The organism is Flagellimonas maritima, assembly GCF_003269425.1.
Lineage (GTDB): Bacteria > Bacteroidota > Bacteroidia > Flavobacteriales > Flavobacteriaceae > Flagellimonas > Flagellimonas maritima.
In genome coordinates this window covers 1,086,414-1,098,736 of record NZ_CP030104.1, presented here as the reverse complement: position 1 = coordinate 1,098,736, position 12,323 = coordinate 1,086,414, and the positions used below count along the sequence as shown (strand labels likewise).

Here is a 12,323-nt window from a genome sequence, read left to right as displayed (position 1 = left end):
TTTTTTAGTGCTACGGACTACATCATCCCTGGCATTCCGCCACCGCCGCCCATTGGAGGCATGGCAGGGGAATCTTCCTTAATATCGGTCAATGAACATTCCGTAGTTAATATCATACCTGCTACAGAAGCGGCATTTTCCAAAGCCACACGTGTTACTTTGGTAGGATCAATGATTCCTGCCTTCATCATCTCAACATACTTATCAGATTTCGCATCAAATCCGAAATCACCTTTACCGTCCATAACTTTGGCCACTACGACCGAACCTTCACCACCTGCGTTTTCAACAATAGTGCGCAATGGGGATTCGATAGCACGAGCGACAATTTGAAGACCGGTTTCTTCATCTGGGTTAAGTGCGTCAATTTTAGAAAGGACTGATTTAGCTCTTACCAAAGCTACACCACCACCTGCAACAATACCTTCCTCAACCGCAGCTCGGGTTGCATGTAGAGCATCATCAACACGATCTTTCTTTTCTTTCATTTCTACCTCAGATGCAGCACCTACATAAAGCACTGCGACACCACCAGCAAGTTTTGCCAAACGCTCTTGCAGCTTTTCTTTGTCATAGTCAGAAGTGGTTGTTTCAATCTGAGCCTTTATCTGATTAACACGAGTCTTGATATCTTTTGCAACACCACCACCATTTACGATTGTAGTATTGTCCTTGTCAATGGTAACTCTCTCCGTAGTACCCAACATGTCAATGGTTGCAGTCTCCAAAGAGAATCCTCTTTCTTCTGAGATTACGGTACCTTTGGTAAGAATGGCTATGTCTTCCAACATTGCTTTTCTGCGATCACCAAAACCAGGAGCTTTTACCGCTGCGATTTTTAAGGAACCTCTCAATTTATTCACTACCAAAGTTGCCAATGCTTCACCATCAACATCTTCTGCAATAATCAAAAGAGGTTTCCCAGACTGTGCTACGGGCTCCAATACTGGAAGCAAATCCTTCATGGAAGAGATTTTCTTATCAAAAAGAAGAATATAAGGATTCTCCAGATCAGCAACCATTTTTTCGGAATCAGTTACAAAATAGGGAGAAAGATATCCTCTGTCAAATTGCATACCTTCAACAACATCAACGTAAGTATCTGTTCCTTTTGCTTCCTCAACGGTAATGACACCTTCTTTTCCAACTTTATCAAAAGCTTGCGCTATCAAATCCCCGATGGTTTCATCATTGTTGGCGGAGATTGCAGCTACCTGCTTTATTTTTTCTGAGGAATCCCCAACTTTCTTTGACTGCTTTGCAAGATTCTCAACGATAGCTTCGACGGCCTTGTCAATACCTCTTTTTAAATCCATTGGATTTGCACCGGCTGCTACGTTTTTAAGACCTTCCTTTACAATGGCTTGTGCGAGAACTGTGGCCGTAGTTGTGCCATCACCAGCCAGGTCATTTGTTTTGGAAGCTACTTCTTTCACCATTTGGGCACCCATGTTTTCAAGTGCGTTCTCCAACTCTATTTCTTTAGCAACTGTAACACCATCTTTGGTGACTTGTGGTGCACCAAATGATTTGCTGATAATAACATTCCTGCCCTTGGGTCCCAAGGTGACTTTTACTGCGTTGGCCAAGGCATCAACACCTTTTTTTAAGCCATCGCGCGCATCTATATCAAATTGAATATCTTTTGCCATAATTATGTTTTTTGTTATTCCCGCGGGGGCGGGAATCTATTTTAGTTGATTTTAAATTAAACAATTGCTAAAATGTCACTTTCGCGCATTATTAAGTAATCTGATCCATCCAACTTTAATTCTGTGCCGGCGTACTTGCCATAAAGAACCGTGTCTCCAACTTTAACAGTTATCGCCTCATCCTTTGTGCCTGGACCAACGGCAACTACTTTTCCTTTTTGGGGTTTTTCTTTTGCAGTATCTGGGATTATGATTCCAGAAGCTGTTTTTGTTTCAGCTTCAACGGGTTCTATGAGAACTCTATCCGCTAATGGTTTGATATTGACTTTAGCCATATTATTAATTTTTAGGTTTTATTTTTAGAAATTCTGAAAACATTGGGCAGAAATTATGCCATTACAGGAAAACTGACATTATTAGAAAACAAAAATGCCAGCTTGTCATTTAAGCTGGCATTTACATTTTATTTTTTCATCAAAACTAATTGATGGTGTCCGCCGGGTTACTATTGTCAGCCGCAGGAACCTGCTCTGGAATTTCTTCGGGAACCGTTTCTGGCACTGTGGTCTCAACATCATCCCCTTGCAATAATTTGGAATCTGCTTGACTATAGTTCCCTTTTAGGGAAACATTGGAAAGTAGAATCAAAACAATCAAAAGCGATGCTAGCGTCCACGTGCTTTTATCTAAAAAATCACCTGTTTTTTTTACGCCGCCCACTACTTGGTTTCCACCTCCACCAAAAGATGACGATAATCCACCTCCTTTAGGATTTTGTACCATTATGACCAAAACCAATAAAAGGCAAACTATAATAATCAGTATTAAAAAAATTGCAAACGTACTCATTGTTTCTTCTTATTCGTTTTCTTTCTGCAGCTTCTTCACCGCCCGAATTTGATCTGCAAAGAAACCATTTTTTTCTGGATATTTCAAACTCAATATTTTAAAGGCCTGAATGGCTTTTTTATATTTTTTTTGCTCCAAATATACTTTAGCCAAAGTCTCGGTCATCAACTCATTTGTATTGAATTTTGTGGATTCCTTTATATTCACTTTGGCTTTTAAATCTTGATTGGGAATGATTTTCGGTTTATTCTCAATGAACTTGTCCAACAAGTCAAATTTTCTCTTTTTTTTGGATTCTTCAAATTTAGTGGAATCAATTTCATTGGTTTGGTTATTTGATGCCAATTGAAGCCATTCTGTAAAGGAGTGTTTTTCTTTTTTGGTGAATGGAATGGGCTTGCCGAGTTCCAAATTCGTCTCAATGCTATTTTCCGTTTTTACGGAAAGTTCATTCTCTTTTTTTTCTACGTCCTCTTCCTGTATTTTTGATTTAAAAAGTGCTGGGTTCAATATTTGCTCGGCATCTTGAATATTTCTTGGTAATGCATCTTCATCGGTTTCTCCCAGAATCATTTCCATACTGGGATTGGGGGCTATTTCTTCGGAAACTGCATTCTTATCTTCCAGTTTTGTCGTTCTTCCAATTATGGTATCGGCGATATTGTTCTGAACAAATTCTTTAGAGGTAATAAAATCGAACAGGACATCCCTATCGGCCGTATGGGCTGCGGTGACCTTTAATGCATCATTATATTTATAACTGTCAAGATTCTTGAGCCCTTTTAAATGCAATGCCCTCGCTGTCTGAAAGTAGGGGTACTCAGCAATGATATCCTCCAAAGAACGTGTTTGTTTTGGGGATAGGATAGTGTTGGAGTTTTGAATAATATTTATAAAATCGGATACATTCATATTATCTACCAATTTCCAAGAGAAGCGTTGAAAATATCTTGCGTAATACGTTCAAATAACTCTTCGTGCGCCTGTGCCTGTACAGAAGCCAAAGTGGATGTTGCATCAAAATCAAAAAAGAAGGAGAAGCGGCGTTCAAAATCCGCTTCTTCTTTTGTTTTATTGAAAAACCTTACATTGACACTCATGGTAAGCCGGTTTTGTGATGTTAATTGATCTGCCGTCGCAGTCATCGGCGTAACCCTGTATTCTACTATTTCTCCTTCGTACAATAAGTCTCCATTGCTACCAGTAAGCGCAAGACTGGTCAGATTAGTGATCAATTCCTGTAAAGCATTGGTAAAATCCCTGTCCAGTCCAGGCTCTATTACGGAGTTTGGACTTTGATCGGCATAGTTTTGAAAAAAGTTGACCTGAAAGCTTTCGGCAGTACCGATATCAGCTCCTGAAAAATTATAGGCACCACAACTTAACAGGCTCAACATTAATCCAAAAAACCAGAATTTACAATTATATTTCATATGTGATTTTTCCAAATGATATAAAGGTAGAAAACTTAAAGATCGTATTGTTTTATTTTTCTGTATAAGGTCCGTTCCGAAATGCCCAGCTCGGTAGCTGCAGCTTTCCGCTTTCCACGATTTCGATCTAAAGATTTTTTTATTAGTTCAATTTCTTTCTCTTGTAATGAAAGTGTTTCCTCTTCTTCAATCTCTTCGGCAAAATGATAACGGTCCTCTTGCTGTTGTGCAACGGTCCCGTTCGTTTCTAAAACGGGTTCAGGTAATCGTAGCACTTCTGCTACGCTGTCTTCTTTTTGGTCGGTACCGTCTTCTTCGTGTTTCCCGTAAATTTTGCGTATCAAGGTTTCATTTTCTTCCTGTACCTTTTCTGAATCGTTGTTCTTTAAAAGCTCCAAAGTAAGCTTTTTGAGATCGTTGAGGTCTCCTTTCATATCGAACAAGACCTTGTAAAGAATTTCCCTTTCATTACTAAAGTCGCTTTCTTTTTTGTTTTGGCCCACTACCGCGGGAAGATTGCTGCTATTCGAATTGGGTAGATAACTATTCAATGTAGCTGCCGAAATATTTCTTTCCTTTTCCAAGACTGAAACCTGCTCTGCAATATTTCTCAATTGTCTTATGTTGCCGGGCCATCTATATTTTATGAGTAGTTGGACCGCTTGTTCTTCCAGCCTGATTGTTGGCATTTTGTATTTTCGACCAAAATCCGAAGCAAACTTTCTGAACAATAAATGAATATCTTCCTGTCGGTCACGCAATGGCGGAATTGCAATTTCCACAGTGCTCAATCTATAATAGAGATCTTCCCTAAATTTTTCTTTTTCAATCGCCTCGAACATATTGATATTGGTTGCGGCAACAATCCTGACATCTGTTTTCTGTACTTGAGAGGAGCCTACTTTTAAAAATTCCCCGTTTTCCAAAACTCTCAACAACCGGACTTGGGTGGTCAATGGCAATTCTCCAACTTCATCTAAAAATATAGTCCCCCCATCTGCTACTTCAAAGTATCCGTTGCGGGTTTGCGTTGCTCCTGTAAAAGCTCCTTTTTCATGACCAAAAAGTTCACTGTCTATAGTTCCCTCAGGGATGGCTCCACAATTGACGGCGATATATTTTGCATGCTTACGATGCGATAACGAGTGGATTATCTTTGGTATGGCTTCTTTGCCCACACCACTCTCGCCAGTTACCAAAACAGAAATATCGGTAGGGGCAACTTGTACAGCCTTTTCCAAGGCTCTGTTCAGTTTGGTATCGTTGCCTATTAGTTCAAAACGCTGTTTTATGGATTGAACGTTTTCCATACATTAATTATTTTTTGAATGTTCAATGGCTTCTCCTATGAGTGTGGCGGAGGTGCATTCATTGATTTTTACGTTTACAAACTCTCCCACTTTATAGTTTTTCTTTGGAAAGACCACTACGGTATTTTGGGAATTTCTGCCTTTCCAATGTGTATCGGATTTTTTTGAAGGGCCCTCTATCAAAACTTCTTCTATCTTACCAAGATGTTGTTGGGTCCTATAAAGGGAATGTCTCTGCTGAAAATCTATAATTTCGCTTAAACGTCTCTTTTTGATTTTTTCAGGGACGTCATCATACAATTTGCGAGCTGCCATAGTTCCAGGTCTTTCTGAATATGCGAACATAAATCCAAAATCATACTTTACATATTCCATTAAGCTCAAAGTATCTTGGTGATCTTCTTCGGTCTCGGTAGGAAAGCCTGTAATCATATCTTGGCTTATGGCACAATCCGGTATAATTTTTCGAATATTATCTATCAGCTCAAAATACTCTTCTCGCGAATGAAGTCTGTTCATCGCTTTCAAAATACGATTGCTCCCACTTTGGACGGGCAAATGGATATAGTTACAGATGTTTTCATGTGCGGCCATGGCCTCTATAACATCTAAAGTCATGTCCTGTGGATTGGATGTGGAAAAACGAATACGCATTTTTGGCTGTGCTCTGGCAACAAGTTCCAACAATTTGGCAAAATTGACAGAAGTGGCCTTCTGCATATCTGAAGCCTTTTCAAAGTCTTTCTTCAATCCGCCACCGTACCATAGATAACTGTCCACATTTTGGCCCAAAAGTGTGATTTCCTTAAAACCTTTGTCCCATAGATCGTTAACCTCTTCAAGAATAGATTGGGGATTACGGCTGCGTTCCCTTCCGCGTGTAAATGGTACTACACAAAAGGTGCACATATTATCGCAACCTCGGGTTATGGATACAAAAGCGCTTACGCCATTGGAGTTCAATCGAACAGGAGCTACATCGCCATACGTCTCATCTTTGGATAAAATCACATTTACCGCATTTCTGCCCTCATCAATTTCTTTTATAAGGTTGGGCAGATCTTTATATGCGTCAGGTCCAACAACCATATCCACTATCTTCTCCTCTTCCAGAAATTTGTTTTTAAGGCGCTCCGCCATACAACCGAGTACTCCAACCTTCATTCCTGGGTTTGTCTTTTTGACGGCATTAAATTTCTCCAAACGCTTACGAACGGTTAATTCAGCCTTTTCCCTAATGGAACAAGTATTAACCAGTACCAGATCAGCTTCTTCAAGATTTTTGGTGGTATTAAAACCCTCCTTTGCCAAAATAGAGGCTACGATCTCACTATCGGAAAAATTCATTTGGCAACCATAACTCTCAATGTAAAGTTTTCTATTATTACTGTCATTACTTTCAAGGGTCAAAGTATTTCCTTGTTGATTTTCATCTATAACCTTCTCCATGTTTTCGTTGGATGTCATTTCATTATAATGGGATGCAAAGATAATGTATATTCTAAATAAGTGACAATTTGGCAGTTAAATTTAAATATTTACTAATACTTATATTTGTTAAAACCAACCAAAATGAAAAAACTGATCCAAAGATTCCTTGGCAGGAAGGACTCGCTTTTGCCGCAAGCAACATCTGTAAACAATATTTTGCCGAAACAAGTAATGCAGAAAATATATTCTGAGAAGGAATGGGGTGGGAAAAAGTATGATTTTTATTCAGGTTTTGGATCGCACTCCAAAAAAGTGGTCAAACCTTATGTGCGGGGCGTAAAAAAGTTTTTGAATTCGAATGGAAGCAAACTAACGGTTTGCGATTTGGGCTGCGGAGATTTTAATGTTGGACATCAACTTATCGACTGTGCTGAAAAGTATCTCGCGTTTGACGTTGTTGAGGAGTTAATAGAAAGAAACAAGCGAAAGTTTAAGAACAAAAAATTGATTTTTGGTTGTATCGATATTGTTGAAGACGAGCTGCCAAAGGCAGATTGCGTTTTGATAAGACAGGTTTTACAGCATATGTCCAACGACAATATTAAAAAGGTAGTGCCAAAACTCAATGCGTTCAAATATGCCATTATAACAGAACATTTACCTAAAAAGGAGTTCGTTTCCAATCTGGACAAGGTCACGGGGGCAAGCATTAGACTTTCACGCAATAGTGGTGTAGTACTACATGAAGCCCCTTTTATGCTTGAATCAAAAAATAGACAAGAGATGTTGCGTATTAAGTACAACAAAGGTGTCATTGTCACGACACTTTATCAATTTTAACATATTTTCTTTCCACTGACCCCGCAACTTTGTTTAAGTTTTTTAATCTATATAATATCGATTTACTAAAAAACCTAAACAAAAATGAAAAAGAAAATATTGGTGTTATTCGGTATTGTTGCGCTGGTCTTTGTGTCCTGTGATGATAAAGACGATGATTATGCGGACTATTTGGTTGCACGACCTTTAATCATGAGCAGGGCAGAGTTTGCTACGAGCTTGTCTATAGAAGTTCCCCGTCCCATTGATGAATCGGGAAAAGTTTATACATATAAGAATTACATTTTTATAAACGACAAATATCAAGGAGTTCATGTAATAGATAACAGCAATCCTGAACAACCTCGAAAAATTTCATTCATCAATATCCCCGGTAATGTTGACATTTCTGTAAAGGACGATTTTTTGTTTGCAGATAGCTTGATGGATTTGGTGGTGTTGGATATATCTGACATTAATACTATAAAACCTGTCGACCGACTGGAAAATGTCCTTGGCAACAATGTTTTTTTTCCTCTTGGAGTTGATATTTATGAGCATGAAGATTACGATTATGAAACGGAAATTGTAATCGGATGGCAAACAACGACCGAGCGTAGATTGATTGAAGAGGTCGAACAGCAAATAGGCGATGTTCTTTTCAATGATATGGCCTTAGCAGAATCCACAAATGGGGGAAATACAGGTCAAGGAGGTTCATTGGCACGTTTTAAAATTGTCGATGAATATTTATATGCTGTTGACAGGAACAACATCAATATATTCAATATATCCGATTTGGAAAATCCGCAAGATCTGGAAGATGTTTTTGCAGGATTCGATATTGAAACAATTTTCAATAGGGGCGACCATTTATTTTTAGGTAGCATGCAGGGCATGTATATTTACGATATTTCCGCACCCGAAACACCGACATTTGTATCTGAATTTCAACATGGTACAGCTTGTGATCCTGTTGTAGTGGATGGTAATTATGCATACGTGACGCTACGCGGGGGAAATGGTTGTGGTGCTTTGGAAAGTGGATTGTTCATTGTTGATATTTCCAATATTGAGAATCCAGAGTTGACTATTGAATACCCAATGGACGAACCATATGGATTGGGTATTAAAGATGAAAAGTTATTTATTTGCGACGGTAGTGCGGGTCTTAAGGTTTACGACAAAACGGACGTGAACAATTTAAAAAGTCTAAACCATTTTAAAGATATAGTTACGTTTGATGTAATTCCTTTGGAAAGCCATTTGATCATGGTCGGGGATGATGTTTTATATCAATACGAATATTTGGACAACAACATTAAATTGATTAGCCAAATCGGTCTCAATTAAAAAAAGGGGTGTCTAAAAAGGTATATTTTAAATAAACTGTCAATTCGAGCGGAGTCAAGATGTATTTAAAAACAAGATGTCAAAGTTCTCGACTCTGCTCGAATTGACAGTGGAACGGCCTATTTGTAAAGCCTCTTCGTATTACCGCACATTAGACGGTTTAAAAACGTTACCCTGTAGAAATCATCTTAATTTTATTTTCGGATACCTTGTTATTGATTTTAGGGATATATTCCTCCAATAGACTGTTTAGTGCACTTAATTCTGTATTCAGCTCTTTGGTTATTTCATCAAAAAATTCTAAGGATTGGTCCGTTGGCGGATAATCCCCCCGTTGGGAATCAGCCAATAGAAAAGCGAGTCTATTGTTAATGCGGATGCCATAATTTAAAGGATCTTGCCTGCTCTGATTTTTGGTCATATGGATGTTGTTTTCCAACACATCCAATTTGGTTTGAAATTCTTGGACAAGATTTTGAATTTTTTCGTTCTCTTTGGTTTTTCCTTTTAGATAGTCCAAATCTTTTTCAACAGACCTAATAGCTGAAATTGCAGAATTAGCTTTACTTACTTGATCGCGGACCTTTATTAAAAAATCGAACTGTTTTTGGTAATCTTCATTGGTATTGGTCAATCTAGGGTCTTTGACAATTGAGAAAGTTTGTTCAATGGATTCTCCATTATAGGTCATTCTTACTTTGTAATCTCCTGGTACGGCTTTGGGCCCAACATTGGGAGATGAGTAAAAAACCATACCTTCAAAACTTTTAAAGCCTGGGTAACGCATATTCCAAACCAACCGATTTCCTCCAGAAGCAACTTCAATGGGCTTTGTGGCTGAAGGGTTCAATTTGTCTTCCTTCGCTGTATTGGAAAATTTCTGGATGGAGGTTCCATCAGATTCCAAAATTTCAATATGGACAGAATCTTCTTCTTTTAAGTTTTCAATATAAAAATTGATGATGGCTCCATCTGGATGATTTTCACCGACCAATTTCATATTCGGCTTTGACCATCCGCCAGACTGGTGCATTCTATAGGCTTTATCTGGCTTAAAGAGAAAGAATGTATTGTCGGCCATTTCATTTGAAAGCTGGTGCAGGGGAGTGAGGTCATCGATCATCCAAAAACTACGCCCATGGGTCGCGGCAATCAAGTCATTATCTCGTACATGTAAATCTCGGATGGCCGTGATAGGGAGATTCAATTGAAAAGGTGACCAACTTATCCCTTCATTAAAAGAAATATACATGCCCCATTCAGTGCCCGCATAAAGCAATCCTTCCCTCACCTTATCAGAACGTATGGCTCTAGTATAATGATTGTTCTTTATGCCGTTTGTTATAATCTTCCAAGTTTTACCATAATCATTTGTTTTATACAGATAGGGTGTATAGTCCCCAAATTTGTATGAAGTCGCTGCTATATAAGCTGTTCCTTTTTTAAATGGACTTGGATCAATGCAGTTGATCATGTTCAATTTTGGACTTATGCTTGAAGGGGGCGTGACATTCTCCCAAGTTTTTCCATTGTCCTGGGTAACATGAATTAACCCGTCATCACTGCCAACCCAAATTACTCCCTTCTCTAAAGGAGATTCATTAATGGCAAATAGGTTTGAATAAAATTCTGCCCCGGTATTGTCTTGAGTAATGGGGCCGCCAGAAGATTTTATGGTTTCTGGAATACCTCGGGTAAGGTCTGGAGAAATTGTCTTCCAGGTTTGCCCTTCATTGGTGGTAACATGTAAATAGTTGGAACCGGCATAGAGTTTCTGCGGGTCATGTATACTGAATTTCACGGGAAAATTCCAGTTAAAACGATATTTCATAACCTCCGCCCCTGAACCTGCAGGATTATCTGGCCAGATATTTACCGATCTTGTTTGGTCCACAGAATGATCTTTACGCATCATATATCCTTTGTAAGTGCCCCCGTAAACGATGTCATTGTTATTTGGGTCTGGTGCAAGATGCGCACTCTCACCGCCAGAGGTTGGCTCCCAATGGGATTCATCAATCGATGCCCCTGAGGTTCGGTGATAAATGCGGACTGTACTATTATCCTGTTGAGCACCATAAATACGGTAAGGAAAAGTATTATCAGTAGTCACTCTATAAAATTGAGCAGTGGGCTGGTTGTAATACGTGGACCAATTTTCACCGCCATCATTTGAGACTTGGGCTCCTCCATCATCGGCAATTACCATTCTTTGATTGTTATTGGGGTCGATCCATAAATCATGGTGGTCGCCGTGAGGAGCATTTTTTAAAGTAAAGGTCTTACCTCCATCAGTAGATACACCATAACTGACGTTCATTACAAAAAGTTTGTCAACATTTTGTGTATCGGCGTAAATGCGGGTGTAGTACCAAGCTCTTTGCCGTAGCGCCCTGTTCTCATTTATCTTTTTCCATGTTTTCCCCGCATCATCAGATCTAAAAAGCCCACCATTTTCTGCTTCTATCAATGCCCAGACCCTATTGGAGTCCACTGGTGAAACTGTTATGCCAACTATGCCCCAAGGCCCATCCGGTAATCCATCATACTTTGAAATATCCGTCCATGAATCTCCGCCATCAGTACTTTTGTACATTTTGCTATCTGGCCCACCGCTATCCATTCGGTAGCCGTTTCGTTTCATTTGCCAAGTAGCTGCATACATGATTCGTGGATTGTTTGGATCTAAAATCAAGTCGCCTGCTCCAGCTTTGTCACTCTCATATAAAATTTTCTCCCAAGTTTCACCACCATCTTTTGAGCGATAGACGCCACGTGTTTCGTTTGGTATCCATAGATTTCCTATGGCAGCTACGTAAACCAAATCTGGATTTGTTGGATGAATCCTGATTCGCGAAATATGTTCAGACCCCTTGAGTCCAATGAATTCCCATGTCTCACCAGCATCCATACTTTTCCAGAGACCATTCCCCGAAGAAACATTGCCCCGTAGTGTCTGCTCTCCTTCTCCTACGTAAATAACATTGGGGTCAGATTCAGAAACCGCAATAGCCCCAATGGACCCACCAAAATAACCATCGGAAATACAGGCCCAACTACTACCGGCGTCGGTGGTTTTCCAAACTCCGCCGCCCGCAGTGCCCATATAGTATAGGTTTGGATTGTCATTGACCCCACTTACCGTTCCTGCCCTTCCTCCTCTAAAGGGACCAACAAGGCGCCATTGCATACCGCTGTACAATTTTTCAGAAAAATCCTCTGATGTTTCTTTTTTATTAACCTTGCGCTGAGCATTGATTTCTACGGTACTGAAAACAGTAAAAAAGGCGATGAGTAAAAGCGTAGTTTTTGTCATGGTTTTAAGTTGAAGTAGTCTTTAAAAATAATCATAATATGTTTTTGACAACATTTTGTAATTGGTTTTTATTGAACAATAGTCCATGCTTTCCAAGTTTATTTTATGGTAACAGTTGTTCTGCTAAATATAAGGTGTAGCATCAAATCGAAAAATTGGT

General features: G+C 39.3%; 10 protein-coding genes. 2 read left to right on the top strand and 8 right to left on the bottom strand.

The window, feature by feature from the left end:
* Positions 1-17 precede the first annotated feature (17 nt).
* The 7 genes from groL to miaB all read right to left on the bottom strand — a co-directional run bounded on the left by groL (position 18) and on the right by miaB (position 6,693).
* Positions 18-1,652 (bottom strand): chaperonin GroEL, encoded by a 1,635-nt coding sequence (groL, locus tag HME9304_RS04800; protein ID WP_112377499.1) that lies wholly within the window; start codon positions 1,650-1,652, stop codon positions 18-20.
* Positions 1,653-1,708: 56 nt separating this feature from the next.
* The gene (locus tag HME9304_RS04795) at positions 1,709-1,987 is read right to left on the bottom strand and encodes a co-chaperone GroES (RefSeq protein ID WP_112377498.1); all 279 of its coding nucleotides are present in this window, start codon (positions 1,985-1,987) and stop codon (positions 1,709-1,711) included.
* A 145-nt stretch (positions 1,988-2,132) separates the two neighbouring features.
* Positions 2,133-2,501 (bottom strand): preprotein translocase subunit SecG, encoded by a 369-nt coding sequence (secG, locus tag HME9304_RS04790; protein ID WP_112377497.1) that lies wholly within the window; start codon positions 2,499-2,501, stop codon positions 2,133-2,135.
* Between the two features lie 9 nt (positions 2,502-2,510).
* Positions 2,511-3,413, bottom strand: coding sequence for a hypothetical protein (locus tag HME9304_RS04785; RefSeq protein ID WP_112377496.1), 903 nt, complete (start codon positions 3,411-3,413; stop codon positions 2,511-2,513).
* A gap of 5 nt (positions 3,414-3,418) precedes the next feature.
* Entirely contained in the window at positions 3,419-3,934 is a 516-nt protein-coding gene (locus tag HME9304_RS04780; RefSeq protein ID WP_112377495.1) for an LptE family protein, read from the bottom strand.
* 35 nt (positions 3,935-3,969) lie between these two features.
* On the bottom strand, positions 3,970-5,244 hold the full coding sequence (locus HME9304_RS04775) for a sigma 54-interacting transcriptional regulator (RefSeq protein ID WP_112377494.1): 1,275 nt from the start codon (positions 5,242-5,244) through the stop codon (positions 3,970-3,972).
* 3 nt (positions 5,245-5,247) lie between these two features.
* Complete coding sequence (gene miaB / locus HME9304_RS04770) at positions 5,248-6,693, bottom strand: tRNA (N6-isopentenyl adenosine(37)-C2)-methylthiotransferase MiaB (protein ID WP_112379725.1); 1,446 nt, start codon at positions 6,691-6,693, stop codon at positions 5,248-5,250.
* Positions 6,694-6,816: 123 nt separating this feature from the next.
* On the opposite strand from miaB, the gene HME9304_RS04765 reads away from it, so the two are divergent.
* Positions 6,817-7,515 (top strand): methyltransferase domain-containing protein, encoded by a 699-nt coding sequence (locus HME9304_RS04765; protein ID WP_239023387.1) that lies wholly within the window; start codon positions 6,817-6,819, stop codon positions 7,513-7,515.
* A gap of 84 nt (positions 7,516-7,599) precedes the next feature.
* Positions 7,600-8,847, top strand: a complete 1,248-nt coding sequence (locus tag HME9304_RS04760; RefSeq protein ID WP_112377493.1) for an LVIVD repeat-containing protein — start codon at positions 7,600-7,602, stop codon at positions 8,845-8,847.
* A 169-nt stretch (positions 8,848-9,016) separates the two neighbouring features.
* Here HME9304_RS04760 and HME9304_RS04755 read toward each other — a convergent pair whose 3' ends face one another.
* A complete protein-coding gene (locus HME9304_RS04755; protein ID WP_112377492.1) occupies positions 9,017-12,163 on the bottom strand; it encodes a WD40/YVTN/BNR-like repeat-containing protein in 3,147 nt (1,048 codons plus the stop codon).
* Positions 12,164-12,323: the final 160 nt, after the last annotated feature.

What these genes read in the sequence shown, in the direction of transcription:
- HME9304_RS04760 (WP_112377493.1), top strand. Translation starts at nt 7,600, where the DNA reads ATGAAAAAGAAAATATTGGTGTTATTCGGTATTGTTGCGCTGGTCTTT.
- HME9304_RS04755 (WP_112377492.1), bottom strand. Translation starts at nt 12,163, where the DNA reads ATGACAAAAACTACGCTTTTACTCATCGCCTTTTTTACTGTTTTCAGT.
- HME9304_RS04785 (WP_112377496.1), bottom strand. Translation starts at nt 3,413, where the DNA reads ATGAATGTATCCGATTTTATAAATATTATTCAAAACTCCAACACTATC.
- HME9304_RS04775 (WP_112377494.1), bottom strand. Translation starts at nt 5,244, where the DNA reads ATGGAAAACGTTCAATCCATAAAACAGCGTTTTGAACTAATAGGCAAC.
- HME9304_RS04765 (WP_239023387.1), top strand. Translation starts at nt 6,817, where the DNA reads ATGAAAAAACTGATCCAAAGATTCCTTGGCAGGAAGGACTCGCTTTTG.
- HME9304_RS04795 (WP_112377498.1), bottom strand. Translation starts at nt 1,987, where the DNA reads ATGGCTAAAGTCAATATCAAACCATTAGCGGATAGAGTTCTCATAGAA.
- miaB (WP_112379725.1), bottom strand. Translation starts at nt 6,693, where the DNA reads ATGGAGAAGGTTATAGATGAAAATCAACAAGGAAATACTTTGACCCTT.
- secG (WP_112377497.1), bottom strand. Translation starts at nt 2,501, where the DNA reads ATGAGTACGTTTGCAATTTTTTTAATACTGATTATTATAGTTTGCCTT.
- groL (WP_112377499.1), bottom strand. Translation starts at nt 1,652, where the DNA reads ATGGCAAAAGATATTCAATTTGATATAGATGCGCGCGATGGCTTAAAA.
- HME9304_RS04780 (WP_112377495.1), bottom strand. Translation starts at nt 3,934, where the DNA reads ATGAAATATAATTGTAAATTCTGGTTTTTTGGATTAATGTTGAGCCTG.